The 25,954-nt window shown below is 66.5% G+C and carries 26 protein-coding genes; 11 read left to right on the top strand and 15 right to left on the bottom strand.

What is annotated here, in order from left to right; all coding sequences use genetic code 11:
- The first annotated feature begins 91 nt into the window (after window positions 1-91).
- The 5 genes from NKH51_RS03990 (at window position 92) to NKH51_RS03970 (ending at window position 7,885) form a co-directional block, all read left to right on the top strand.
- Window positions 92-1,165 carry an ABC transporter ATP-binding protein gene (locus NKH51_RS03990; RefSeq protein ID WP_254763960.1) on the top strand — a complete coding sequence of 358 codons (1,074 nt, stop codon included), beginning with the start codon at window positions 92-94 and terminating at the stop codon, window positions 1,163-1,165.
- On the top strand, window positions 1,152-1,970 hold the full coding sequence (locus tag NKH51_RS03985) for an ABC transporter permease (RefSeq protein ID WP_254763959.1): 819 nt from the start codon (window positions 1,152-1,154) through the stop codon (window positions 1,968-1,970). Before NKH51_RS03990 ends, NKH51_RS03985 begins: the two co-directional genes overlap by 14 nt.
- Window positions 1,971-2,170: 200 nt before the next feature.
- Window positions 2,171-2,332, top strand: coding sequence for a hypothetical protein (locus NKH51_RS03980; protein ID WP_254763958.1), 162 nt, complete (start codon window positions 2,171-2,173; stop codon window positions 2,330-2,332).
- 156 nt (window positions 2,333-2,488) lie between these two features.
- On the top strand, window positions 2,489-5,635 hold the full coding sequence (locus NKH51_RS03975; RefSeq protein ID WP_254763957.1) for a type 2 lanthipeptide synthetase LanM family protein: 3,147 nt from the start codon (window positions 2,489-2,491) through the stop codon (window positions 5,633-5,635).
- A 99-nt stretch (window positions 5,636-5,734) separates the two neighbouring features.
- Window positions 5,735-7,885, top strand: a complete 2,151-nt coding sequence (locus tag NKH51_RS03970; RefSeq protein ID WP_254763956.1) for an ATP-binding protein — start codon at window positions 5,735-5,737, stop codon at window positions 7,883-7,885.
- Between the two features lie 302 nt (window positions 7,886-8,187).
- Here the strand turns inward: NKH51_RS03970 and NKH51_RS03965 are convergent, their stop codons facing one another.
- The 13 genes from NKH51_RS03965 to NKH51_RS03905 all read right to left on the bottom strand — a co-directional run bounded on the left by NKH51_RS03965 (window position 8,188) and on the right by NKH51_RS03905 (window position 17,959).
- Window positions 8,188-8,910, bottom strand: coding sequence for a hypothetical protein (locus NKH51_RS03965; RefSeq protein WP_254763955.1), 723 nt, complete (start codon window positions 8,908-8,910; stop codon window positions 8,188-8,190).
- 28 nt (window positions 8,911-8,938) lie between these two features.
- Entirely contained in the window at window positions 8,939-10,735 is a 1,797-nt protein-coding gene (locus NKH51_RS03960) for a cytochrome c oxidase subunit I (RefSeq protein WP_254763954.1), read from the bottom strand.
- Window positions 10,735-11,280: a cupredoxin domain-containing protein gene (locus tag NKH51_RS03955; RefSeq protein ID WP_254763953.1), complete on the bottom strand. Its 546-nt coding sequence runs from the start codon at window positions 11,278-11,280 to the stop codon at window positions 10,735-10,737. Before NKH51_RS03955 ends, NKH51_RS03960 begins: the two co-directional genes overlap by 1 nt.
- A gap of 4 nt (window positions 11,281-11,284) precedes the next feature.
- Window positions 11,285-11,434 carry a hypothetical protein gene (locus NKH51_RS03950; RefSeq protein ID WP_254763952.1) on the bottom strand — a complete coding sequence of 50 codons (150 nt, stop codon included), beginning with the start codon at window positions 11,432-11,434 and terminating at the stop codon, window positions 11,285-11,287.
- A 130-nt stretch (window positions 11,435-11,564) separates the two neighbouring features.
- On the bottom strand, window positions 11,565-12,224 hold the full coding sequence (locus tag NKH51_RS03945) for a cytochrome c biogenesis CcdA family protein (RefSeq protein WP_254763951.1): 660 nt from the start codon (window positions 12,222-12,224) through the stop codon (window positions 11,565-11,567).
- 1 nt (window position 12,225) lies between these two features.
- Window positions 12,226-12,759, bottom strand: a complete 534-nt coding sequence (locus NKH51_RS03940) for a TlpA family protein disulfide reductase (protein WP_254763950.1) — start codon at window positions 12,757-12,759, stop codon at window positions 12,226-12,228.
- A 3-nt stretch (window positions 12,760-12,762) separates the two neighbouring features.
- Window positions 12,763-13,539: an SCO family protein gene (locus NKH51_RS03935; RefSeq protein ID WP_254763949.1), complete on the bottom strand. Its 777-nt coding sequence runs from the start codon at window positions 13,537-13,539 to the stop codon at window positions 12,763-12,765.
- Between the two features lie 101 nt (window positions 13,540-13,640).
- The gene (locus NKH51_RS03930; protein ID WP_254763948.1) at window positions 13,641-14,234 is read right to left on the bottom strand and encodes a plastocyanin/azurin family copper-binding protein; all 594 of its coding nucleotides are present in this window, start codon (window positions 14,232-14,234) and stop codon (window positions 13,641-13,643) included.
- A 74-nt stretch (window positions 14,235-14,308) separates the two neighbouring features.
- On the bottom strand, window positions 14,309-15,409 hold the full coding sequence (gene nirK, locus NKH51_RS03925; protein ID WP_254763947.1) for a copper-containing nitrite reductase: 1,101 nt from the start codon (window positions 15,407-15,409) through the stop codon (window positions 14,309-14,311).
- Window positions 15,410-15,567: 158 nt separating this feature from the next.
- Window positions 15,568-17,046, bottom strand: coding sequence for a heme o synthase (gene cyoE, locus NKH51_RS03920; RefSeq protein WP_254763946.1), 1,479 nt, complete (start codon window positions 17,044-17,046; stop codon window positions 15,568-15,570).
- Between the two features lie 77 nt (window positions 17,047-17,123).
- Window positions 17,124-17,387: a DUF2249 domain-containing protein gene (locus tag NKH51_RS03915; protein WP_254763945.1), complete on the bottom strand. Its 264-nt coding sequence runs from the start codon at window positions 17,385-17,387 to the stop codon at window positions 17,124-17,126.
- Between the two features lie 36 nt (window positions 17,388-17,423).
- On the bottom strand, window positions 17,424-17,657 hold the full coding sequence (locus NKH51_RS03910) for a DUF2249 domain-containing protein (RefSeq protein WP_254763944.1): 234 nt from the start codon (window positions 17,655-17,657) through the stop codon (window positions 17,424-17,426).
- Between the two features lie 74 nt (window positions 17,658-17,731).
- A complete protein-coding gene (locus NKH51_RS03905) occupies window positions 17,732-17,959 on the bottom strand; it encodes a DUF2249 domain-containing protein (RefSeq protein WP_254763943.1) in 228 nt (75 codons plus the stop codon).
- 136 nt (window positions 17,960-18,095) lie between these two features.
- Between NKH51_RS03905 and NKH51_RS03900 the strand changes: the two genes are divergently transcribed.
- The 6 genes from NKH51_RS03900 to NKH51_RS03875 all read left to right on the top strand — a co-directional run bounded on the left by NKH51_RS03900 (window position 18,096) and on the right by NKH51_RS03875 (window position 24,085).
- A complete protein-coding gene (locus NKH51_RS03900; RefSeq protein WP_254763942.1) occupies window positions 18,096-18,770 on the top strand; it encodes a helix-turn-helix domain-containing protein in 675 nt (224 codons plus the stop codon).
- Window positions 18,771-19,162: 392 nt separating this feature from the next.
- Window positions 19,163-20,788, top strand: coding sequence for a 4Fe-4S ferredoxin N-terminal domain-containing protein (locus NKH51_RS03895; RefSeq protein ID WP_254763941.1), 1,626 nt, complete (start codon window positions 19,163-19,165; stop codon window positions 20,786-20,788).
- Window positions 20,785-22,131, top strand: coding sequence for an NrfD/PsrC family molybdoenzyme membrane anchor subunit (nrfD, locus tag NKH51_RS03890; protein WP_254763940.1), 1,347 nt, complete (start codon window positions 20,785-20,787; stop codon window positions 22,129-22,131). The genes NKH51_RS03895 and nrfD overlap by 4 nt, the downstream gene beginning before the upstream one ends.
- A complete protein-coding gene (locus NKH51_RS03885) occupies window positions 22,128-22,436 on the top strand; it encodes a hypothetical protein (RefSeq protein WP_254763939.1) in 309 nt (102 codons plus the stop codon). Before nrfD ends, NKH51_RS03885 begins: the two co-directional genes overlap by 4 nt.
- A gap of 138 nt (window positions 22,437-22,574) precedes the next feature.
- Complete coding sequence (locus NKH51_RS03880; protein ID WP_254763938.1) at window positions 22,575-23,666, top strand: Mrp/NBP35 family ATP-binding protein; 1,092 nt, start codon at window positions 22,575-22,577, stop codon at window positions 23,664-23,666.
- 92 nt (window positions 23,667-23,758) lie between these two features.
- Window positions 23,759-24,085 carry a cupin domain-containing protein gene (locus NKH51_RS03875; RefSeq protein WP_254763937.1) on the top strand — a complete coding sequence of 109 codons (327 nt, stop codon included), beginning with the start codon at window positions 23,759-23,761 and terminating at the stop codon, window positions 24,083-24,085.
- A gap of 22 nt (window positions 24,086-24,107) precedes the next feature.
- Here NKH51_RS03875 and NKH51_RS03870 read toward each other — a convergent pair whose 3' ends face one another.
- Entirely contained in the window at window positions 24,108-25,250 is a 1,143-nt protein-coding gene (locus NKH51_RS03870; protein ID WP_254763936.1) for an asparagine synthase C-terminal domain-containing protein, read from the bottom strand.
- Complete coding sequence (locus tag NKH51_RS03865) at window positions 25,247-25,930, bottom strand: PHP domain-containing protein (protein ID WP_254763935.1); 684 nt, start codon at window positions 25,928-25,930, stop codon at window positions 25,247-25,249. Before NKH51_RS03865 ends, NKH51_RS03870 begins: the two co-directional genes overlap by 4 nt.
- Window positions 25,931-25,954 lie beyond the last annotated feature (24 nt).

Raw genomic sequence — 25,954 nt, 5'->3', positions numbered from 1 at the left:
GGGATTCGGCGCCGGCTCTTTCGGGGACCGATGTATGCTCCCTTCGATCCGACGGAAGAATTAAGCCCGGTACGAGAGCAAGAATGGCATAATGTCTGATGGTTCCGCGAGCGACCGGGCCGCCGCGATTCGAGTGGACGGGCTACGGAAGACCTTCGAAGACGGTGACGCTGTCGTCAGGGCCGTCGACGACGTCTCCTTCGAGATCGAACGCGGCTCCCTGATCGGTCTCCTCGGTCCCAACGGGGCGGGGAAGACGACGATGATCAAATCGATGCTCGGGTTGGTGCTACCCGACGCCGGGACGGTGGAGATCGGCGGCGTCGACGTTCATGACGATCCAAGCACCGCCTACGAGAACGTCGGCGCGATCCTCGAGGGCGCACGGAACGTTTACTGGCGGCTAACGGTCCGGGAGAACCTGCGGTTCTTCGCCGGGATCGGCGGCCGGAACCCGAGCGCGCTCCGGGCCCGCCACGACGCCCTCCTCGAGCAGTTCGGCCTCGCGGACCGGGCCGACACCCCGGTCAGAGAGCTCTCGCGGGGGATGAAACAGAAGGTGTCGCTCGCGTCGACGCTCGCGCGCGATGTCGACGTCGTGTTCATGGACGAGCCGACCCTCGGGCTCGACGTCGAGACTTCGCTCGAACTCCGGTCGGAGCTGAGCCGGCTCAGCGACCGCGAGGAGGTGACGATCGTCGTCTCGAGTCACGACATGGACGTGATCGAGAGCGTCTGCGACCGCGTCATCGTGCTGAACGACGGATCGATCGTCGAACACAGCGAGGTTGACGAACTCCTCGAGATGTTCGGCACCCGGCGGTTCCGAGTCGCGCTCGACGGTCCCCTCGACGACGGTGCCCGCCGACGGCTCGAGCGGGCCGTCGACGCCGACTGTACGGACGGTGACCACCAGTTTACGGTCACGTTCACCGCCACCAACGACGAGGCGATTTACGGCGTGATGGATATCCTCCGGGCGACCGAGTCGGAGATTCGGGGCATCGAGTCCCTTCAGCCCGACCTCGAGGAGATCTTCCTCGAACTCACGGAGACGGGCCGGTCGGCCGGAGGCGAGGAATCGGCCCCCGCCGGCGAGCGACGGACCGTCGCGAACGGCGACGACGGCGCGGTCACGGAGGTGTCCCGCGATGGGAACCGCTGAGAACGACGCGTCGGCGGACGGGAATCTCGCGGGGTCGTCGGTGGTGGCGCTGTTCAAAGTGATCTTCCATCAGCAGCTGACCGTCCTCGTACGGTACCCGGTGAACACGGCGAGCATGTTCGTCACGCTGGTCGGTTTCTTCATCGTCATCTTCTTTGGCGGACGCGCGGTCGCCGGCCCCGCGTTGACTGATTCACTCGACGGCATCATCGTGGGGTTGTTCGTGTATACGCTCTCGATGACCGCGTACTCGGGGCTCGCCCGGAACGTCACGCGGGAATCGGAGTGGGGAACGCTCGAGCGACTGTTCATCTCTCCGCACGGGTTCGGAACCGTCATGGTCGTGAAGTCCGCGGTGAACGTCTGTCTGAGCTTCCTGTGGGGATTCGCCATCCTCCTTGCCATGATGGCCATCTCCGGGCGGTGGTTGACCGTCGATCCGCTGACCGTCGTCCCGCTCGTCTCTCTGACGCTGCTGTCGGTGATCGGAGTCGGGTTCTTCTTCGCCGGCATGGCGCTCGTATACAAGCGGATCGAGAACGTGTTCCAACTCGTCCAGTTCGCCTTCCTCGGGCTCATCGCGGCACCGGTCCGGGAATTCCCTCCACTGCGCTTGCTCCCGCTCGCTCAGGGGAGTTACCTCGCGCGGGTGGCGATGGCCGACGGCGTCCGCCTCTGGGAGTTCTCCGCCCGAGAGCTCGGCCTCCTGATCGCGACGAGCGCGTTCTATCTCGCGCTTGGTTACTATTGTTTTCACCGCGCCACGCAGCGGGCGCGAGCCGAGGGACTGCTGGGACACTACTAGGGCCGACCAGTGAGCCGCAGCGGTCGCGGTCACACCGACTCCGCCCGTGCGCTGGCGCAACGACCGTCCGTCCCGACCGGCCGAATATGTCGCCGGGCGTTGCTCGTGCGTGAAGACTCGAGTTGCTCTCGAGAGGATGCGGTTCGTAATCCGTCTCAGGGAAAATTTAATATATCCGCCCATACCATATGGCAATTGCAATGTCAGTTGCAATCAATGGCGACGCTGGCAGCAAGGAAGCGTACGACAACGAGTTCGCCGGTACGCCGACGGTCGGCGACGAAGACGAAGCACACGAAGAGACCGCGGACCACCGCGACGGTTGCGGGTTCACCTGCAGTCCCTTCTCGAGTTGGGGCTAACAGGACCGAGTGCTCGTATTTTTTCGACGGCGTCGCTCTCGGTTTCGATTCGGCCACCCGTCGATACCGTTCATCGAGAAGCCAAACCAGGCGTCCGAGGTGCGTTCGGAAAGGCGGCCACGGATCGTCCGATAGCGGACATCGAACCCCGAAACCATGTCAGTGTTTACCGACGAGGAACGACGCGAGATCGCCGGGCGCGCACGAACTGTCGCGGAACGCTTCGACGGCCCGCCGAACAGCGCAGAGTCACCGCCGCCGATCGATCCGGACGAGATCCTCGAGGAGTGGAAGCAGCGGTTCCCGAACGAAGAGTCGTTCCGCAGGCGGCTCGCGCGCGACGGACTCACGGAGGCGGCCGTCCGCGATCGGATCTCGGCGACCCGCTGGCCCGCCGACGAGCCGCTGCCCGACTGGATCGATACGTTATCGGCGCTGGTCCGACACGTCGAGGCGAGCGCGGCGGACGACCGTGCGGCCGTCGCGGTTCCCGACGAGACTCCGTTCCGGGAGTTGATCGCCGCGATCGTGGACTTCGCTCGTGAACGGGTATCCGACGCTACCGTCCCGGGGTCCGCGGTCTCGCCGATGGAAGCGCATCTCGTCGACCGACTCGAGTCGCTCTGCGTTCGGGCGCTGTACGTCGAATTCAAGAGCTTCGTCGAAGTGTACGATTCGGAACTGGCGTCGGCGGACCCCGCCGCGGTATCCGACCCGCCGACGGCGTACTACGACCGGTTCATCGCGGCGATGCTCGGGGAAGGATTCAAGAACCTGTGTTTGGAGTATCCGGTGCTCGCACGGCACTTCGTCCGCCTGCTCGAGAACTGGCGGCGCGCGCTCGAGGAACTGTGCCGACGGTTGCAGGCCGATCGCGACGCCCTGCGTCGACGGTTCGGCGTCGACGGTGCGGTGACGGCGCTCGAGCCGCTGACCGACGACACCCACGCCGGCGGTCGCGTTCCGGTTCGAGTCGCCTTCGAGAGCGGCGCGGTCGTCTACAAACCGCGGCCGGTCGACGGTGAGGTCGCGTTCTACGCGATCCTCGATCGGTTGGACGACCACCTCGAGACGCCGCCGTTCGAGACGCCGTCGCTCCTCTCTCGCGACGGATACGGCTGGATGGAGCTGTGCGAGTATCGCGATCTCCCCGACGAGGCCGCCGCCGACCGCTACTACGAGCGAGCCGGGGCGTTGCTCTGTCTCGCGTACGTCCTCGATTTCACCGACTGCCACTACGAGAACCTCATCGCCACCGGCGAGACGCCGACGCTCGTCGACGCCGAGACGGTGTTTCACCCTCCGCTCGAGCCGGCCGAGAAGCCGTTCGAGACCGAAGCGAGCGCGGTCGTCGATCGCTCCGTTCTGCTCTCCGTGTTGCTCCCCTTTTCGGTCGGCGACCCCCGCGAGCCACACGGCGGGCGGTTCGTCGACGCTGTCGCCGGGTTCGGACGCGACAGCGAGCCGACGAGTCTCCCGAACCGGTCCCGGCCGACCATCGAGGCGGTCAACACCGACGTGATGACGGTCGAGATGGAGCCCGTGACGGCCGATCCGAGCACCAACACGCCGTCCACCGGCGACGCCGATCGGCCCCCGGCGGTCCACGCCGACGCCGTGATCGACGGATTCGAATCGGCATACGAGACGGTTCGCGAACTACACGAAGCGGGGGAGTTCCTGACCGAAATCGCCGACCCCGAACTGATCGAGGGGGTCGCGACGCGGCTGATCTATCGCTCGACCGGCCGATACGCGTCGATCCGCCGGTCAGCGGCCGCTCGAGACCCGCTCCGGGACGGGGCGCGACTGACCGTCGAGTTCGAACGGCTCGCGGTGCCGTTTTTCGACGGGACGATCGAATCGGACAGGTGCTGGCCGCTGTACGCGGCCGAGCGACGGGCGCTCCGGTCTCTCGACGTTCCGCGGTTCGGCGCACGCGCCGACGAGCGGACGATCGTTCATCGCGGGGGGCGCCTCGACGTCACCACCGGCGAGACGGGCTACGGGGCGGTTCGACGGCGACTCGACGCGATGGACCGCGCCGACCGGCGACGCCAGACGTGGCTGATCCGTCAGGGGCTCGGCGAAGCGACGACGGCCGAGCGCGCGCCACCGCCCGCGGCCGACGCGCCCGCGATCCGGTACGAGCGGGAAGCGGTCGATCTGTTCGAGGGCGTCGTCGACGCGCGGATCGAGGGAGCGGACGGCCCCGGCTGGGTGTCGATCGTCCCCGAATCGGGGATCAATTTCTATCCGGCGGATCGCTCTCTCTTCTGGGGAACTGGTGGGATCGCGCTGACCGCGGCGGCGCTCGCCGACGCGACCGGTCGAGAACGCTACCGACGGCTCGTCGACGAGACGCTCGCACCGATCGCCGACGCTCTCGCGACGGAAGCGATCGCCGTCGACCACGGCGGCTTGCAGGGAATCGGTTCCGTCGTCTACGTCTTCTCGGCGGTCTCGGACCTCCTCGAGGACCAGCGCTACCGAGACGCCGCGCTGGCGGCGACCGACGCGGTGACGGCCCGTGCCATCCGCGACGCCGACGCGCTCGACGTCGTCGAAGGCGTCGCGGGGACGCTACTCGGCTTGCTGGCCTGCTACGAACGGTACGGCGACGCCGGCGTCCTCGGGCGAGCCGTCGACTGTGGCGAGCGATTGCTCGAAGCCCGTACCGTCGTCGACGGGCACCGCGTCTGGCTGACGACCGACGAGGACGCTCCGCTCACGGGGTTCGCACACGGCTCGAGCGGCATCGCGTACGCGCTCGCTCGGCTCGCGGCGGCGACCGACGACGACCGGTTCGCCGAGGCGACGCGTGAGGTCCTCGCGTTCGAGTCGGCGCTCTATTCGCCGTCCCGACGCAACTGGCCGCGGTCCGCCGTCGCGACCGACACCTACCACGATCGGTGGTGTCACGGCCGGACAGGGATGGCGCTCGGACGGCTCGCCGTCGGCGAACTGCTCGGCGACGAGCGCGTCGTCGCCGACGCCTGCGACGCGCTACTCGAAACGGCGACCGCGCCAGCGTCGCACCTCGACAACCTCTGCTGTGGGAACTTCGGTCGCGTCGAGGCGCTGCTCTCCGTCGAGCGACACACCGGCCGCGACGACAGGTTCGCGGCCGAACTGGCAAGGCGGTGTCTCGCTCGCCGGGACCGCGACGGCGTCCTCTCGCTGCCGAAACACGCACCGGAGTTCAGCAACCCGACGTTCTTCGACGGCGTCGCCGGACCGGCGTACACCCTCCTTCGCCTTCGAGACCCCGAGGCGCTGCCCTGCGCGTTGCTACTCGAGTGACGCCGCGATCGGTACCCCCTCGAGGCGCGGGTGAACGGCGCGGGTACCCCGGCAATGCGGAACACAACCCTCATATCTTCGGTCACCGGAAGGCAAATCGTGGGTACGTGGAACCGTGTCATCTCCAGAGCCGACGGGCAGCGCATCATCCTCACAGTGGGAGCGATGTACGTCGCGCTCGCTGCGGGCTGGCTGCTCCTCGAGCTCGAAACGGGGACGTATCCGGGAGACGTCGTCATCGATTCGTTGCTCGTCGCCGGCCCCGGAGCCGTCCTCCTCTACGCCGGATATCGGTTGCCCCGGTTCGATATCCTCGCCCAGTACCACGCCGCCGTCGCGAGCTGGTGTCTCGGCGGGTTCGGCGTCATGCTCGGCGTCCTCGCCCTGTATAGCCTCCAGCCCGGAGAACTCGTCGACGACCCGTCGACGATCCTCATCCTGACCGCGCTCGCCAGCGTCGCCGGCCTCACCGTCGGCATCCGCGACGCGGAGGCCAAAACGCGAACGCGGGAACTCGAGCAGCGAAATCGAGAGCTGAAAGGCACGCAGTCGGAACTCGAGAAGACGGTCCAGCGACTCGAGGACGCGAACGCGCGACTGGAGGCCTCGAACGAGCGTCTCGAGCACCAGCGGGCGTACACGAAGCGCGTGCTCGACGCCGTCCACGACATTTTCTACGTGCTCGAGCCGGACGGGAGTCTGCAGCGGTGGAACGAGAGCCTCCGTGCGGTGACGGGCTACACCGACGCCGAAATCGAATCGATGACCGCCGTGGAGTTCGCTGCCGACGCCGATCGCGAGATGATCGACGACGCGGTCGCGCGGGGATTCGAAACCGGAAACCTCCAGTTCGAAGCGAAGCTGCACACGAAAGACGGGGAGCACATTCCCTACGAATTCGCCGCCTCGACGCTCGAGACGCCCGACGGCGGATCGGTACTGGCGGGCATCGGGCGCGATATCTCCGGACGGACCGCGCGCGAACGGGAACTCGAGGCGCGAGCCCGCCAGCAGCAGGTCGTCGCCGACCTCGGCCAGCTCGCCCTCGAGACCGACGATATCGACGAGCTCATGCACGAAGCGAGTCGGCAGGTGGCGGCCGTCCTCGACAACGAGTACTGCAAGGTGCTCGACCTCGACGCCGACGGCAAGGCGTTGCTCCTCCGCCAGGGCGTCGGGTGGGCGGACGGCCTCGTCGGCGAGGAGTCGGTTTCGGCCGTCGAAGCCGACTCTCAGGCGGCCTACACCCTCGCGAGCGACCGCCCGGTCGTGGTCGAGGACCTCGAGACGGAAACGCGGTTCAGCGGTCCCGACTTACTGCGGAACCACGACGTCCGGAGCGGGGTCAGCACTATCATCGGCCCGATCAGCGACCCCTGGGGAATCTTCGGCACCCACGACACCGAGCCCGGAACGTTCACCGAGGAGGACGTCAACTTCGTCCAGAGCGTCGCCAACGTCCTCGCCGAGGCGATCGAGCGCCAGCAGTACCAGACGCAACTCGAGGCGCTGGTCGCCGACCTCGAACAATCCAACGAGCGGCTCGAACAGTTCGCGTACGCGGCCTCTCACGACCTGCAAGAACCTCTGCGGATGGTCTCGAGCTACCTGCAACTGATCGAGCGCCGGTACGGCGATGCCTTAGACGCCGACGGCGAGGAGTTCCTCGGGTACGCGGTCGACGGGGCCGAGCGGATGCGCGAGATGATCGACGCCCTCCTCGAGTACTCCCGCGTCGAGACGCGGGGTGACGAACTCGAGCCGGTCGACCTCGGGTCCGTGCTCGCAGACGTTCGCGAGGACCTCCGCGTGAAAATCGAGGAAAGCGACGCCGAGATCACGGCCGCGGACCTCCCGCGCGTCGAGGGCGATGCGAGTCAGCTCCGGCAGGTCCTGCAGAACCTGTTGAGCAACGCGCTCGAGTACAGCGGCGACGAGCCGCCGCGAATCCACGTCAGCGCCGACCGGGACGGGGACCACTGGACGGTATCCGTCGCCGACGACGGGATCGGCATCGAGCCGCGCGATCAGGCCCAGATCTTCAACGTCTTCCAGCGGCTCCACAGCCGCGAGGAACACGCCGGGACCGGCATCGGCCTCGCGCTCTGTGAGCGCATCGTCGAGCGCCACGGCGGCGAGATCTGGGTCGACTCCGAGCCCGGCGAGGGGGCGACCTTCTCGTTTACGCTGCCGGCGGTCACGAGGGCAGCCGGCGACCGAGTGCCGGGCGATTCGGAGACCGTCCAGTAAGCGCGCGGTGATCGCGTGCGTTCTGCGGTCAGCGTGGTAGTCGCGTGCGTTCTGCGGTCAGCGTGGTAGTCGCGTGCGTTCTGCGGTCAGCGTGGTAGTCGCGTGCGTTCTGCGGTCAGCGTGGTAGTCGCGTGCGTTCTGCGGTCAGCGTGGTAGTCGCGTGCGTTCTGCGGTCGAGCCGGTCGCTTCGTAGCGACGTGTCGTGTGCGACTGGCCACCTGATTCCGTATTCGGGTACCCGAACGGTCAACAAGTGCCCTCGAGAAGGCGAGACGGCCGGGATCCCCCGATCGGGTCGGTCGCTACTCTTCGGGAACCGACGACAGGTACCGGCGATACCGTCGGACGGTATCGGCGTCCTCGTCGCGGAGTTCGACGACGAACTCCTTCTGGCCGACGACTTCCTCGAGGTCGCTCTCCTGGAAGGAGAACTCGAACGGCGGCTGCTCGACGCGCGTGATCTCCGTGTCGCCGCTGGTCACGACGACGACGTCGACCCCCGCCGACTCGGAGAGGTGACAGTGGACGGTGCCGTCGGCTCGCGTACACGCGAGGTCGGGGTTGACGTCCGAGCCCGAGTCGCTCCCGATCGACGACTGGAAGTCGAGCATCATCGGCGAGATCGGTGCCGTTCCGAGCAGCAGGACGACCGTGAGGAAGATCGAGAGGTTGATCTTCGAGCCGTGGCGGGCGATCGTCCGTGTGAGACCGCCGTCTGCGGTCCGCCGAAGGCGGATCACCAGCGGGACGACAAGGGCGTGGGTCAGCGGCCCCCAGAGGATGAGGACGAACCCGTAGGCCCGCGTGTACTGCAGGATCGTCCAGTCGACCCCGTAGGAGAGGACGAGGTTGCTCGCCGACCAACAGAAGAACCCGAAAAAGAGCAGGCCGACGCTCTTGAGCAGCCGCCAGATCGTCGTGTTGGCGTAGTAGACGCTCAAGAGGTCCCGCCAGGCCTGCCCGAGGACGCGCCTGAGGAACGCGAGCGGCGATGCGGTCGTATCGGCGTCGGTGTGTGAGGTCATGGGTGGAAAGAGGGGAAGCAGCGGCCGTTCAGGCTCCGATCGACCAGAGCTGCGTGAGCAGGTACCAGTTCAGCAGATACGTGACCACGAACGCGGCGAGGAAGACCAGACAGAGGACGAACGTGCCGCGCATCTCGTAGGCGTGGACGGGGTCGTCGGGATCGGTCGCCATCTCGAGGCTGTCTCGCGGCTCCGTCGCTCGATCGTTCGCGGAACTGCGTTCCGCGCTCCCCCCGTCGGCCACGAGATCGGCGTTGTCGCTCGGACTCTCGACGCGGTCGCCGAAGAGCAGCGAGCCGACCGCCAACAGGACGAAGAGGACGCCGCCCGCGATGGCGAGCAGTGCGAAGACCCCGAAGAGCGCGAACAGCGGCGACGCTGCCGAGAGGCTGAATTCGGTGCCCGGAATGTTCCGAACGACCTCGGCGGTCCGGCGCGGGACGCCGTAGAGGATGCCGACGTACATCATCATCAGCACGGCCACGCCCATCGCACCCGAGTAGAAGAACGGCTGGAGCGACGCGAGGCGCTTTGAGATGTACTTGCGCATGAACATCGTCCGGATCACGAAGAAGACAAGGCCCATGAACGCGACCGTGGTCCCGAGGACGACGGTGCCGTGGAAGTGACCCACCGTCGCGAACGTGTTGTGCCAGGTCATATTGAGCTGCAGCTGGCCCATCATGACCCCGGTTGTCCCGCCGAGGAAGCCAAAGAGGATGATCGAGAAGATCGTCGAGGCGAACACCGGGTTCGTCCACGGCGCGGACGTGAGCCAGCCGAACAGGCCGCCGCCCTTGCCGCGCTTGCGGCGACCGGCCTCGATGCCCGCCGGGATGGCGAAGGCGTGGATCAGGCTCGCGAACGTCGCGCCGTAGAACGCGTAGGAGGTGTTCCAGAGCCGCCATCCAGTCGAGACCGCGGGATCCGAGAGCAGGTGGTGGGCCGCTCCGAGGTTGATGAAGAACAAGTAGAGGATAAAAGCCGTCCGCGAGACTTTCTCGCTGACGACCTCCGCGCCCGCGACGACGTGAGTCAGGAAGTACCAGACCGCGATCATCGCGACGAGGTTGATCTGCTGGGTACCGTGACCGATGATCCAGTACATCTGGCGGTACCAGGCCGCGTCCCACCACTCGATGATCTCGAGTCGCCACAGCATCGCTGGCGTGAACGCCACGAGCCCGCCGACCAGCGCCTCGACGGCGATGATCGACGTGACGAACGCGGCGAAGCTCACGAGCGGCAGCGTCGAGTCGGGGTTCTCGCGCTTCTCGAACCACATCGTCGCGAAAAACGGCAGCGCCGCGACGACGGTCCCGAGGATGAAGACGATCGCGCCCGCGTAGAACAGCGGATCGATCGGCATCGGGACGTAGGCGGTCAGTAGCGGCGGTTCGTTCGGTGCCTGGGTCGTCCAGATCGAGTAGTTGACTAGCACCGCGCCGGCAGCCATGACGAGCCAGCCGCCCTTCGCGATCTTGGTAAACGGCAAGCGCCTGCCGAGCACCATCGGGCCGCCCACGTAGAGGATGGCGATCTCCATGAACACCATCCAGAAGATCAACAGGTTCCACGCGTGCAGACTGAGGTGCTTGTAGAAGGCATCGGGTCCGAGCAGCCCGATCGCCTCCCAGCGGGTCATCGCGACGGTAAAGGCGAAGATACCGCCGTACAGCAGGGCGACGACCGCCGTCAGCCCGAACAGCTTCACGTGGTTTTCGACGGAGCGGTGGACCTCGAGCCCCGTCACGGAGCAGGTCCGGAAGCCGTCGTCGCGATACTCGTTGTCGAACAGCCCGAGAACGTCCAGTTTGTGTGCCATTAGTCTCCCTCCTCCACGACGATCGTGCCGTGCATGGTGCGGTGCCCCTGTCCGCAGAATTCGTTACAGATGATGTGGTACGTGCCGGGCTCGTCGAACGTCATCGGGACGACCCACTCGTAGCCGGGCAGCACCTGCAGGTTGATCTGTTTGCTGAGCGCGTCTTCGGGTCGCAGCGAGAAGCCGTGTTGCACGTCCAGCGAACTGAGGTGGATGTCGTACTCCGTTCCCGTCTCGAGGACGACCGGTGCGCCGTCCCACGTAAAGCGCATCGCGTTGAGGTAGACGTCCGTTCCCGGCGGGACGAGCCCGTCTTCGGTCTCGGTCGCCTCCTCTTTGTACGCGCTCATCTTCTCCTGGTACGTCTCGGAATCGACTTCGAACGTCTCGCCGATCGGGTTCTGATCGCCGACGCGCGTCCAGGCGCTCATCCAGCCGAAGAGGATGAGCGACCAGGCGGCCCCCAGTCCGAGCCAGATCGATTCGCGCCTGTTGACGGATTGATTCCACCAGTTTCCTTCGGGAGGTTTGATCGGTGACGTCATCGAATCACCCCATCGGGACCGAGAAGACGTCGATCCATCCCCACGCGACGTACGAGATCGCGAAGAACACGAGCGCCGCCGCTGCGAGGAGCCAGATACGGTTGTATAATCGTTGCATCGTCGGTGTCGGTTCGTCTGCGTGTGACCCAGTCATCTCCTTCAGCCGGACCTCGTTCTGAAAGCCGCATAGCCGTTCTCCCGCACATATTCCCCCGCCCAGAGCGCGAACGCGGCGGCTCCGCTCCGCGGCGATTCACACTGAAAAAGACCCCTCATCCGCCGGGTCAGCCGAGGGCGACGTACAGCTGGCCGACGCCCGCGACCACGAGGACCGCGCCCGCGACGCGGACCACGCGGTCGACGTAGCCGGCGAGTCGCCCGGCGCCGAGCGCGTAGCCAAACGCCGTGGCGACCGTCACCGCGACCGTCAGGACGCCGAACCCGACCGCGTACGTCCCGAGCACCAGCGCCGTCTCGAGCGGCGGCATTGTCAGCGACCGCAGCGCGAGCGCCAGGAACAGCGGCAGCACGCAAGCCGTCGCCGCCAGCGCGTACATCGCGCCGAAGAGCCCGAACCCGAGGACGGTCGACCGCCGCTCTGGCAGGAGGACGTGGACTGCTCCGCTCCCGCCGTACAGCACCCAGATACCGAGCCCGATCAACGCGATCCCGACGCCGACCTCGAGCAGCGGGAGCACTCGCCCGACGGCTTCGCCGGCGAGCAATGCGGCCAGCGACAGCGCGCCGAGGACGGCGATCGCGCCGACGGACGCCGCGAATCCGCGGACGAGGGTCCCGGACAGCGGCGGGGACTCCTCGCCGGTCGCGGCGACGTAGTAGCCGACGTAGCCGGGCAACAGCGCGTACGCACACGGCGAGAAGAACGTGGCCACGCCGGCCCCGAGGGCGAACAGCATCGCGCCGACGAGTTCGCCGCTGGCCATCTCACTCACCTCTCGCGGCGTCGATGGCCGACGCAATCTCGTCGGCCGACTTCTCGCCCCGACCGGACCAGGTCACGGCGTTCGACTCGTCGAGCACGAACGCGTACGGGACCCCCGAGGCGTCGAGCGCCTCCGTCAGCTCGAGATCCGGATCGAGGGCGACGGGCCAGTTCCCGTCGTGGTCGCCCCACCAGCTCGCGACGTCGTCGCGCGTGATGGTGTTGCCGACCGGCTCGCTCGTCACGGAGACGAACTGCACGTCGTCGTCGACGCCCTCGTGGACCTCGGCGAGCGTGGGCATCATCCCCTCGCAGACGGTACACCAGGTGGCGAACAGTTCGACGAACGTCACCCGACCGCGCTCGGGGATCGCCGCCGTTCCCGCCTCGCTTCCGGGCGCGTCGATCGTCTCGAGTTCGATCGTCTCGACGGCGTCGCCGTCGCTCTCGAGGGGATTCCACCCGTTGACCGCGGCCGCGCCGCCGCCGAGGACGGCGAGGCCCGCGGCTCCCGCGAGGACCTCGCGACGGCGCATCGTTTACCACCCCTCGACGACTGCACGGGCGTCTTCTAAGATGTCGTTACCGGGCGGGGAGCCGCCGGTGTAGGCTCGCTCGACGACGCCGTCTTTGTTCACCAGCAGGATCAACGACGTGTGGACGAAGTGGCGGGCGTGGTCGCCGTGCTCGCCCCCATCCATTCCACCGTCGTCGGAGCTGTTGGTGCCGTTCATGTCGCCGCCGTGCATGCCGCTCGAGTCGCCGCCTCGCTCGAACGCGACGCCGAAGGTTTCCTCGACGACGGCGCGGGCATCCTCCGGGGTCTCCGGCCGCAGGAAGTACCAGTTGCCGGCGTCGTAATCGACGCCGTGTTTCTCGCCGTACTCCTCGAGGACCTCGGCCGTGTCGTACTCTGGATCGAACGTCGTCGTGAGGAAGGCCATCTCGTCGGCGTAGCCGCGCTCGCGGGCGTCGGCCTGGACGCGCCGCAGGGCCGCGGTCAGTCCCGGACAGACCGTCGTACAGCTGGTGTAGATGAACGTCAACATGACGTGACGGTCGCCGGTGAACTCCGTGGTCGTGACCGACCGGTCGTGTAGCGGCGCCGGAACGGTCGCCTCGGGGATCGCCTCGCCGTAGATCGGGTGCGGGAGGTCGGCGTTCTCGATGCGATCGTGGTTCTCGGGCGGCGAGAGGACGGTGTCGTCGTCGCCGGAGGTAGTCATCTGCGAACAACCCGCGAGGGACGCGGCGACTGCAGCCGCGCCCGTCGCGCGAAGGAACGTTCGCCTGTCGAGGGGTGCGGATGGGGTCATGGTACGGGTAACTCTATGGACTTAGTGGGGTAATACGCCGTCAGGATTCTCGAGCGGCGGGAAATAGGCCGAACCGGTTCGGGTCGAACCCGGCGCCCCGATCAGGAGTCCGGCCCCGCCTCGAGGACGGGACGCGTCTGCTCGTTGAACAGCTTGATCGCCCGGGCGGCCTGGGACGGCATCTCGGACTGGGGGTCGGCCAGCGCCGGCTCCGCGTCGGGATCGGGCCAGCCGACGACGACGCGGCCGATGTTCCCCGCGACTTCGTGGGACGTACAGACCTGCTGGGTGTCGACGTAGTCGTAGACGCCCTCCCGGTCGAACGTCTTCTCGTACTCCGCGCCGACGCCGGTCAGCCGGGGGCTCCCCCAGTCTTCGGCACCCTTCGGGGATCGGTGGGGGGAGTGGCCGTCCTCGTGGTACGCCGTGATATCGTGGCGGCCCGTCTCGACGAGCCACTCGACGGTCCCGCCGACGACCACGTGGACGACCTGCGGATTGAACTCGGGATACGGATTCGACGACGCCGTCACGGTGACCCGCTCGGCGGGCGTCCCCGGCTCGCCGGCGTTCTTCGGGACCTCGTCGTCGCCGTCGCTCGAGCGATCGGTCACGCGCTCGAGACAGCCGGCGAGGGCGAGCCCGACCGCGCAGGCGGACGATCGAAGGACGCTGCGACGGGACGTGGATGTCATGATTGTGTGGGTGGGGTGGATCAGAGAGCGATACGCCGGTCACGGATGTCCGCAACGGGTCATTCCGTTGCGGCTCACGGGTCAGGGTTGAAGATCTCGGGCCTGGGTTCGCCCTCGACGTCGACGATTCCGAGCGCGCCGCGGTGGACGACCCGCGAGAGCGCGTGGTCGACGATCTTGACCGGCCCGGGGACGGGGAACTCCATCACGCCGGCGGTGGTGGTCCCCGGCGAGACCGGCGTGGTTTCGATGTTGTTCGCCGGTTCGCTCAGCAGGTCGCCGTCGCGGTAGAGGTCGCTCCAGACGTTCCCGATGGGGTGGAGCGAGCTCAGCAGGTTCGGGCCGCCGTTGGCGAAGTAGACCCGGGCGGTTTCGCCCGTGTTGGCTGTCATCGGGCCGGCGGCGTCTTCGGTGAAGCCGTAGGCCTGGCCGTTGAAGACGACGTAGGTGGGCTCTTCGCGCATCATCGCGTCGTGGTCGAAGCCGTGGTGGCCCTGCTGGCCGACCTCGCCGGTGGTGTAGATCTCGTGCTGGCCGAGGTAGAACTCGTTGTCGACCTCGGGCAGGCCCTCCTCGGGTTCGACGAGGATCGAGCCGAACATCCCCGAACTGATGTGCATGTCCATCGCCGGGACCGCACAGTGGTAGATGAACACGCCGGGGTACTCCGCGCGGAACTGGATCTGGGTCGGGTCGTCGTCGGGCGCGATGGTGGTCGCGTCCGCGCCCCCGCCCGGGCCGTAGACCGCGTGGAAGTCCATGTTGTGCATCGCCACGTTCATGTCCTCGGGGACGTCGAACGTGAGGTTGACCGTGTCGCCCCGGCGCACGCGGAGCATCGGGCCGGGGACCTGCCCCTCGAAGGTCATGTAGTCGAACGTGACTCCCGGCTCGATCTCCGCGGTGACCTTCTGAGTCTGGATCGTCACGTCGTGGGTCCGGGGTTCGTTCCAGTCGACCGGGTCGGGAATGTCCGTGGGGTCCCGTGCGATCTGGTCGACGTCGACCGACTTCGCCGCCGGCAGTCCCTCCTCTGCGTTACCGTTTCCGCCGTTCTGGTCGCCGTTCGCTTCGCTGCCCGATTCGTCACCGCCGAGGCAACCGGCCACCGCCAGCGCGCCGGCCGCACCCATCGCCTGCAAGAACCGTCGTCGGTGAGTGTTGTTTTGGGTCATCGTCCTACACTCGGATAGTGGGAAGACATACGTTCAATAGCAGCGACGGTTCCCGGACAATGGCAATCGAATCGACAGTTCCCGCCATATCGTGGGCAATTATATACTCCTCCGAGTGAACCGACGTGGAGAATGCGAGCAAACGCGCTCGCGATCCGCTACCCGGCGATCACGAGCGTCTCGAGGACGATCGCCAGCAGGATCGCTCCGAGATAGTAGTTCGAGACGTAGAACGAGCGCAGCGCGACCTCGTCGGTCGGGCGGCGGTACTGTCGGATCACCGATCGGAGGAAGACGGCACCGAGGGCGATCGACGTGACCGCGTAGACTGGCCCGAGCCCGGCCAGCCAGCCGAGGACGCTCGCGGCCAGCAGCGTCGCGCCCAGGTAGAACGCGACGTGTCTGCGCGCGGCCAGCACTCCCTCGACGACGGGGAACATCGGGAAGCCGCCGCGCGCGTAATCATCACGATACGCGATCGCGAGGCTGTAGAAGTGGGCGGGCGTCCAGAGGAAGATCACCGCCGCGAGGGCGATCGCCGGGAGTCCGATACCGTCGGTGACGGCCGCCCAGCCGATGACCGCTGGCAGGGCCCCAGCGCCGCCGCCGAGGACCGTGTTCCAGGCCGTGTTGGGCTTCAGGACGATCGTATAGAGCGCAGCGTAGTAGGCGATCGCGACGAGAGTCAGTGCCGCGGACAGCGGGTTCACCCAGACCACGAGGACGGCCATCGACGCGAGCGTGAGCCCGACGCCGAACGCCAGCGCGTTCCGAGCCGGGACGAGATCGTGGACCAACGGCCGGTCCGAGGTCCGGTTCATCCGCCGGTCGCGGTCGCGCTCGTAGACGTGATTGAACGTCCCGCTCGCGCCGATCGCGAGGACACCGCCGGAAAGCGTCGCGACGACGGTCACCGGCTCGAGCGCTGCACCGGTCAGCGTCGCCAGGCCCATCCCCGCGACGGCGACGAGACAGAGCAGCCACATCAGCCGCGGCTTGGTGAGCGTCAGGTACGCGCCGGCCGTCTGTTTGAGGCGGGAAATAGGCCCGCTCGGACGCTCGGTCGTGGCGACGGTATCGGCTCTGTCGCCGGCGTCAGGAACGGGGTCCGCCGTCTCGAGTACGTCGAGTTGCATGGATTCATCGCGCGCGTCGACCTCGAGCGTGCGGACGAGCGCGACGAGGAGGCTGGCGAAGATGACCATCGCGAGGACGAGGTGGAGTCCGTTCACGGCCGCGGGACCGCCGACGACGAGGGCGGCACCGAGGACGACCTGAACGGGAAAGAGCACGAGCGCCAGACCGACGAGGCCGGCGACGCGGCGGCCGACGTCGACCCGCCGGACGGCGAGACCGGACGCGACGACGAGGAGACCGGTCAGCAGCGCCGCCGCGCGGTGGCCCCAGAAGAGGAGCGCGTCGCCGGCGAGCGAGCCGAGCGTCGAGTCGCTCGCACAGTTCGGCCAGGTGGTACAGGTCGCTGCACCGTCGGTGGTTGCGACCGCGGTCCCGAGCGCGACGAGGACGTAGGCCGCGATGGTGGTCGTCGCGAGCAGGTCCGCGAACCGGCGCCGGTCGTCTCCGGTCTGGTGCCGGTCGTGGTCGTTGCTCGTCTGATTGTGCCGTTCGTCGATCATCGCTCGAGTACTGTCTGGGTCATAGTGGTCGTGGATGCGGTCCGCCGTCGAATCGTCGATCGGCCGGTCGGCGCGGATTACTCGCGCCAGATGACGGTCACGACATCGTCGTCGCGTTCGACCGTCTCGTAGGTGTAACCGCGGTCGTCCAGTTTCGGAAACAGAAACTGGGGCACGCGGTCGTTTCGCTGGATCAGGACCGTCTCCGCGGGGAGTTCCACGAGGGTCTCGAGGGTCTCCGTGAGCGGCTCCGGTGGTCCGAGCGAGCGAACGTCGATGGTTTCCCGTGGCCGATCGGACGGCGCGTCCGTGCGATCGGCGATTGATGCGAGCGTGGACATGGTCGGTGTGGGGTCGACCCGACCGTCGTCGGACGGTCAGGCTTCCTGTTTCGGGAATCGGGCGACGAACTCGTCGGGAGCGACCCGCTCGACCTCGTAGCCGTCGGCGTCGAAATTCTCGACTTCCGCCTGGAATTCGTAGAACAGCGGCTTGGGCTCGTGATCGTTGACGATCGTCAGCGTCTCGCCAGGCTCGAGGTCGTCGAACTCGTCGTGGATGGTCGGGTGGCGGTTCACCGGCGGAATGTCTCTGACATCGAGTCGCGTCATGTGGTTCGGAGTCCGAACGGCTCCCGCATGGAGATTTGTACGAACACGTTCGGCGCGTCGTCGGTTCGGCCCGCCTACGCGTGCTCGATGAACACGTGCCAGACGCCGCCGTCGCGGTGCTCGCTCTCGTATGCGAACCCGCGATCGGCGAGTTCCTCGTAGAGCGGCTTCGGTTCGAACGGCGCGATCAGGCGCAGTCGCTGGTCGGACTCGAGGTCCTCGAGCGCGGCGACGATGTCGTCGAACGGTGGACCGTCGATCTCTCGGACGTCGAGCGTGCGTTCCGTCGATTCGGTTGCCATCGGTGCGGACGTTCGAGTCGCGAGGGATTGGACGTTCGTCCGAACGTGTTCGCGACCGAGAGACTTCCCACGGCGCTGGAATTTGCCGAACATATTCGTAGCCACCCGTATATAGATTCGATCGGAACACGTTCGTATGGCTCAAGCGACCCTCACTCTCACGATGCCCGAGGCGATCTGGATCCAGCAGGTGTCGACGGAGTATCCGGAAGCGACCTTTCGGGTGCTCGCGGCCGTCCCCGGCGCCGAGTCCGGCTTCGCCCTCGTCCGAATCACCGGCCCCGAGGTCCCCGAAGTCGTCGACGCGATGGACGACCATCCCCAGATCACCGAACTCTCGCTCGCCCAGTGGAGCGACAACGAGGCGACGATCCACTTCGAGACCACCGCGCCGCTACTGCTGTTCTCCTCTCGCGAGTCGGGGATGCCGATCGAACTTCCGGTCGAGATTCGCGACGGCGAGGCGACGATCGAGGTTACCGGCTCCCGCGAACGGCTGGCCGAACTCGCCGAGCAACTCGAGCACTTCGGGCTCAAGTACCGAATCGAACACGTCCGCGAGCGGCTCCACGAGAGCCAACTGCTCTCGGAGCGCCAGCTCGAGGTGGTCGCCGCCGCCGTCGAGGAAGGGTACTACGATACGCCGCGTCGCTGTTCGCTGACCGAACTGGCCGGCCACCTAGATATCGCCAAGTCGACCTGCAGCGAGACGCTCCACCGGGCCGAGGAAGCGATCGTCAAGCGGTTCGTCGACGATCTGCCGAACGTCGGCGGCGAGGATTCACTCGAGGAACAGTTGGCGAGTCCCTGACCGACCCCGCGAGAACCGTCGACTCGACGGGGAGATTCGTGACGTATTCGAACGCTCGTCCGATTTCGTCGGATCCGTCCGCTCGCGTTCCGTTTCAACCGCCGGGAACCCCTTCAAGTGGGTCGCTGCCGAGAGTGCTTCCGTAGCGGCGGCGCTCACCCCCGATACTCGCCGGCAGGGTCGCTGTTGGAATCGCCAGCCGGCGACGGGGCCACACTTATATTAGCGAACAAGTTCGGTCCGATTCTCACGCGCTGGAAATCGGCTTTATCCTTCATCGGCGTCCGGTTATGAGGGGAGGAATGAGGATCCACAAATGAACGATTTCAAGTGCATGCCGTCGAGTACCTCCGGCATGACACCAGTGTCATATTCAGAGGTGTTCTGATCTAATGAGCACGGACGATGAATCATTCCACCCGCTCGGGGAAGAGTGGGAAGACGAACTCGAGTCGATGCTCGACGATACCGAGTACGACAGCGAGCTCGGTATGGAGATGGCCCAGGACGCGATGCGGGTCACCAAGGGCGAACTCTCCGAAGCCGAATTCCACGACCGCTATCACGAGGACGTGATGGAGGAGTTCGGCGAGGACGAACGCCCGACCAAAGAGGCCTACGAGGCCGCCAAAGAAGAGACCAAGGGGACGGTCTCCCGCATGCTCGACGCGTTCGACGGCGACGGTGAGGAGAGTCGCCGCGAAGCGATGAAGAAGATGGGCGTCGGTGCGGCCGCCGTCGGCGTCGGTGCGTTCGGCACCGTCGCTGACGGTCCCGAAGCGAGCCTCTCTGCCGCCGAATCCGGTTCGCACTCGGAGACGAAAGAAAAGCCCGACACCCAGTGGGGGATGACGATCGACCTCGATCGGTGTGACGGCTGTCTCTCCTGTATGGTCGCCTGTACCGAGGAGAACGCGCTGGACCAGGGCGTCAACTGGATGTACGTCATGGCCTGGGAGGACGAACTCCACTCCGCCGGTCACGGCGGCGAAGGCGAAGGTCACAGCGGCAGCGGCGTCGGCAGCCAGTTCAATCGGCTGAGCGACTTCAACATGCTCGTGCGACCGTGCCAGCACTGTACGGACGCACCCTGTGAGAAGGTCTGCCCGACGACGGCCCGTCACACGCGTGACAAAGACGGGCTGGTGCTGACCGACTACGACGTCTGTATCGGCTGTCGCTACTGTCAGGTCGCCTGTCCGTACGGCGTCAACTACTTCCAGTGGGACGAGCCCAGCACGGATTACAGCGAGCTCGAGGAAGAACACACGATGGGCAGCTACGAGTACGGCGACCGCTGGGTCGACGCTCGTGCGCCCCGTGGCGCAATGAGCAAGTGTGTCTTCTGCCCGAGCATGCAAGACGGGAAGATGGGCGAAGACAGGGTCGGCACGACGGCCTGTGAAACCGCCTGTCCGCCGAACGCGATCCAGTTCGGCGACGTCAACGACGAGAAGAGCGACGCCTACCAGCACCGCGAGCACCCGAGCAAGAGCCGCGCGGTCATCAACATCGCGAGCGACGTTCCGTCGCCGGATACGGTCAACAGCACGCTCAGCTCGGACGCCACCGTCGAGTCCGCGGCCGAGGACCTCGAGGACCTCACCGTGGAGATGCTCAGCGTGATGAAGGCGATCGACATCACCGTCCCGGAGGACGAACGCGAATCCAGCAGCGACAAGAACGATACCATCCTCCCGAAACAGCAGACGGTCCTCGAATCACTGGCCGCGATCGAGCAGTACGTCGACCTCGAGAGCTCCGAATCGCTCTCGGCGCTCGGACTCGGCGAGGGCACCGCCGACGACGCGGAGCTCCGACTCGATCAGTACGCCGGCGAGCCCAGCTCGTTCAAGCTGCTCGAGGACATCGGCACGCACCCGAACGTCACGTACCTCGGCCAAGAGCCCGGTCCGGAGGCCGAACAGGTCCCCGGTCCGACGAAGTACGAGGACGTCGGTCTGGTCGACAAGCGCCAGACGGTGCTTGACGACGAAACCGTCGGGTGGTCGCCATGAGCACCAAGGCGCCGACCGAGGAGGACATCCTCCGCCCGATCAACACGCTCACGAAGAAGTACTTCATCCTCTATGGCATCGCGGCCCTGGGGCTCGGTGCCTTCCTCGTCGCGTGGGCCTATCAGCTCCAGAAGGGCCTGATCGTCACCGGCCTCGGCGACTGGGGGAGCGGTGGCGGTGCGACGTGGGGACTGTACATCGGTGCGTTCATCTGGTGGGTCGGGGTCGCTCACGGGGGGATCATCCTCTCGGCGGCCGTCCGCCTGCTCGGCATGGATCGATACATGCCGATCGCCCGACTCGCGGAGATGACCACCATCGGTGGCCTCTCGGCCGCCGGCTTCTACATTCTGGTCCACATGGGTCGACCGGACCGGATGGTCACCAGCGTCATCGGCCACTATCACATCACGGTCAACAACTCGCCGCTGGTGTGGGACGTGACCGTCATCACGGCCTACTTCGTGCTGTCGGCAACCTACCTCGGCCTGACGTTGCGCTATGACATCAGCCGACTCCGTGATGACCTCCCCGACCACTTCGAGCCGATCTACAAGATCATGACGCTCGGTTACACCGAGAAGGAGGACAAGATCATCAGCCGGATGGTCTGGTGGCTCGCGGCGGCGGTCATCATCATGGCCCCGCTCTTGCTCCACGGCGGCGTCATTCCGTGGCTGTTCGCACTGCTCCCGGCGATGCCCGCCTGGACCGGTGGCATCCAGGGCCCGATGTTCCTCAGTATCGCGCTGATGTCGGCGATCAGCGGCGTGATCATCATCTCATACGCGTTCCGACGCGCCTACGACTGGGATCACATCATCACCGACGACATCTTCCGCGGACTGCTCCTGTGGCTCGGGTTCTTCACCCTGCTGTTCCTGTGGTTCCAGCTCCAGTTCGTCCTCAACGGCGTCTTCCTCGGCCCGCTGGCCAAGGCACACGCCGCCGAGGCGAAGCTGGCTAACCCGCTCTATCAGGGCGCGATGACGATGATCTTCCTCACGCTCGTGTACATCTTCCTGCAGGGGATCCGGCCGTCCCTGTTCAGCAAGAAGCGAGCGCTCATCGCCAGCGGGGCGATTCTCACGGGGACGCTGACCGAGAAGGTCCTCTTCGTCGTCGAAGGCTTCCTGCACCCCGTGTTCACCATCTACGACGCGACGCCCGGGGCGTACTTCCCGAGCGTGATCGAGCTGCTGTCGCTCGTCGGCACGACTGCGCTGGTTGCACTTTTATTCCTCAACCTCTCGAAGCTCGTCCCAGTGGTCGAGCTTCACGCAGTCGAGCACATGCGCGGCGACCACGAGCACGAAGCCACTGAATCGGAGGTGGAAGCATGAGTACCACGCAAACGATCCTCTCGACGCTCCTGTATCACGGCTACGACGGGACGAAGGGCCTCACCGGCTTCGCTAACGAAGGGACCTACGTCATCTTCGCGATCATCCTGGTCCCGGTCTACATCATGCTCGCGGCCTGGTTCCTCGGTAAACCCCGCGACACGAAGACTGGACTCATCGGCGTGAGCTACCTCGTCGGCCTGACGACCTCGATGTGGGTCGGGATGTTCATCCTGACCGTCCTAATCGGCGTCGTCTTCTACGGCGGCCCGCCGGAGCCGATTAGCAGCGTCGGCCCGCCGTAACCGTCGTCGTATCGCATCCGATCACCGAACACCGGTTTTCATTTTTGGCACACGACGGTCTCGAGTCGCGGCGTTCGAACTCCGAACCATCACACGTATCCCGTTGCGCACCCTTCTCTCGTCTAGCACACAGTCACTATGAGTATCACAGAACACGAACTCGAAATCAAACTCGAGGGCGTCGAAGACCCCGACATCGGCGAGGACATCGTCTCGCTGGGTCTGGTCAACGACGTCACGATCGACGACGAGACGGCCCGGATCTCGCTCGCGTTCAACGCGCCGTATGCGCCCTCAGAACTCGAGCTCGGCAACCGGATCCGCGAGGTCATCGAGGAGTCCGGCCTCGAGCCCGACCTGCGGGCTCACGTCGGCGAAGAACACGGCTTCGACGACGAGGTACTCCCGCGCGTCCGGAACGTCATCGCCGTCTCCTCCGGGAAGGGTGGCGTGGGCAAGACGACGGTCGCGGCCAACCTGGCCGCCGGCCTCCAGAAGCGCGGCGCGATGGTGGGGCTGCTCGATGCCGACATTCACGGGCCGAACGTGCCACAGATCCTCCCACCGGAGAGCGAACCCGGCGTCACACCGAACGAGGAGATCGTGCCTCCCCGTTCGGACGGCGTCCGTATCATCAGCATGGGGATGCTGATGGAAGACGAAGACGACCCCGCTATCCTTCGCGGCCCGATGGTCAACAAGTTCATGATGAAGTTCCTCGAGGGCGTCGAGTGGGGACGCCTCGACTATCTCATCGTCGACCTCCCGCCGGGGACCGGCGATGCGACGCTGAACCTGCTCCAGTCGATGCCCGTCACCGGCTCGGTCGTCGTCACGACGCCCCAGGAGATGGCTTTGGACGACACCCGAAAAGGGGTCCAGATGTTCAACAAGCACGACACGCCGGTGCTGGGCATCGTCGAGAACATGAGCTCGTTCATCTGTCCCTCCTGTGGCGACCAGCACGGCCTGTTCGGCACCGGCGGCGCGGACACGATCGTCGACAAGTACGACGTCCCCCTGTTGGGTCGGATTCCGATTCACCCCGACTTCGGGGCCGACGGCAGCAAGGGCGCGCTCGTCAAGGACGACGACAGCGAGGTCCAGAGCTCCCTCGAGGACGTCGTCGGCGAAATCGCGGACCGTATCGGCGAGATGAACCGCCGAACCGTCTCCGAGAACGTCGAACACGAGCCGGCGAACAAACTGCCGACCGAGACGAAAGACTGATCGTCCGGTCCGCCGCGCTGTAGCAGCCGCCGTCCTCTCCCCCGCTCTCCTATTCCCCCGTCGTTTTGGTGTCGGCCGTCGAACCGCTTCGCATGCTCGACAGTTACGCCGACGCGATCGCCAGCCTCGAACCGGGGGACGGCGAGATCGAGACCGCGGAACTGGTTGTGACCGACGACATCCTCGTCAAAGCCTTCGCGCTCGGACCGGGCGCTGAACTCGAGGCCCACGACCACGCCGAGAGCACGAACGTCTTTCACGTACTCGAGGGGACGGTGACCGTGCTTCAGGGAGAGAACAGCGAACGGGTCGATGCGCCCGGCGTCGTCCACCACGAGCGCGGGGTCGACCACGGCGCGCGAAACGAGACCGACGAACGGGTGGTCTTCACCGCGAGCCTCTGTCCGCTCCCCTCGTAGCGATCGGTGAAAATCGGCCGGACTACGCCGCCGCGTCCGCGAGCAGCGACTCGATGTACTTCGAGACGTGATCGTCCATCCGGCGTTTGTACCCCGCCTGGCGGGCGAGCCGGTCGAGTTCGCGGGCGACCAGGCTGCCGTACTGGACCGCCTTCTTGTCCCGCGTTGCGATCTCGGTCGGTAAGTGACGGGCGGCGACACGTCGAAAGCCGCGTTTGCGTTCGTCCTCGTCGGCCAGCAGGTCGTCCGGCAGTCGGAGCGCGGCCTCGACGACGGCGTCGTGGAGAAACGGCGCGACCGGCTCGAGGCCCGCCGCCTCGATCGTCAACACGTCCCGCGGGAGCTGCTCGGACAGACTGTCCACCTGTTCGCGGACGGCTCCCCGAACCGTCTCGGCCGCGACGCGGTGATCGAGGTGGACGACCTTCTCGTAGCCGCCGAACAGTTCGTCCGCGCCCTGCCCGACCGCGAGCGCGTCGAAGCCGTCGGCGGCGACGCGCTCGCCGACCAGATAAAGTGGGAGCGCGATCTGGACATCCATCGCGTTCGTCCGGCGGGTCGCCCGCGCCACCTCGGGGACGGCCCGTTCCAAGTCGGCCGGCTCGAGTTCGACCACGGCGAGGTCACGGCCCATCGCGTCGGCGGCCGTGCGCGCCGCGTCGACGTCGTGGCTGTCGGAGAAGCCGACGACGTACAGCGGCGCGTCGAGCAGTGCGGCGACCAGCGCCGAGTCGACGCCGCCGGAGAAGGCGACGGCGATCGACCGATCGTCCCGCTGGACGGCCTCGGTCGCCGTCTCGATCGCGCGCTCGAGGGTTTCGATCGCAGTATCGGGGTCCGACTCCGGCTCCGGGTCGGGGAGCGTCCAGCGCGGTTCCTGCCCGGAAACAGGGTCGTCGACCGGCGCGACCGCGCCGGCCGGAAAGAGACGCGGTTCCGCGAGTTCGGACGGCGCGAAGGCCCACGCCGGGCCCGCGGTCTCGGCCTCGGAGTCACCCTCGACGAGCAGCGGGACACGACCCAATACGTCCCGAACGAGACGGCCGTCGAGTTCGCCCGCGAAGCCGCTCGTTCCCGGCAGTGGGTCGCCGCGCTCTATGGCGTCGCGGACAGTCGTCGGGTCGGCACCGCGAAGCGTCGTGTCGGTCGTCGGTGGTGAAGTCATCGGAACAGTTTGAAGACGTGGCCGAGCCGTCGCGTGACGCCGCCGGCGAACTGCTGGACGCTGATCCGCCACGGCGTTCGCTTTCCTTCGACGGTCGTTCGGCCGTCCGCGATCGCCTCGAGGATCGCGTCGGCCGTGCGCTCGTCGGCGTCGACGCGGGTGATCGCCTGGCCGACCATCTCGCTGATGTGGGCGTCGCTGCCGGCGGTCATCGGCAGATCCCGCGAGCGGGCGTACCGTTCGGCCTGACGGTTCGCCCGCCCGGTGAAGAGCCGGGAGTTGTAGACCTCGATGGCGTCGCCCTCGGCGAGTTCCTCGCGGGAGATGCGAGCCATCACGCCGTGGCGTGACTCCTGAAACGGATGGGGGATCACCGCCAGCCCGTCCTGGTCGCGGATCGCCTCGAGCGTCGACTCGAAGGAGAGTCCGGGCGGGACGGCCTCCTCGAGTCCCAGCCCGAGGACGTGGCCGGCCTTGCTCGAGATTTCCATGCCCGGAATGCCGACGAGGCCGTAGTCGGGCGCGCGCTCGGCCGCCTCGAGGCTCGCGTCGATCTCGTCGTGGTCCGTGACCGCGATGGCGTCGAGGCCGACGGCTTCGGCCTGCTCGAGAATCAACTCGACCGGGTCGCGGCCGTCGTAGGACAGCGACGAGTGCGTGTGAAGTTCGACCGACAGCACGAGCGTACGTTTAGACGGGCTGAT

The organism is Natrinema marinum, assembly GCF_024296685.1.
Classification (GTDB): domain Archaea; phylum Halobacteriota; class Halobacteria; order Halobacteriales; family Natrialbaceae; genus Natrinema; species Natrinema marinum.
This window is presented reverse-complemented; position numbering and strand designations above follow the sequence as displayed.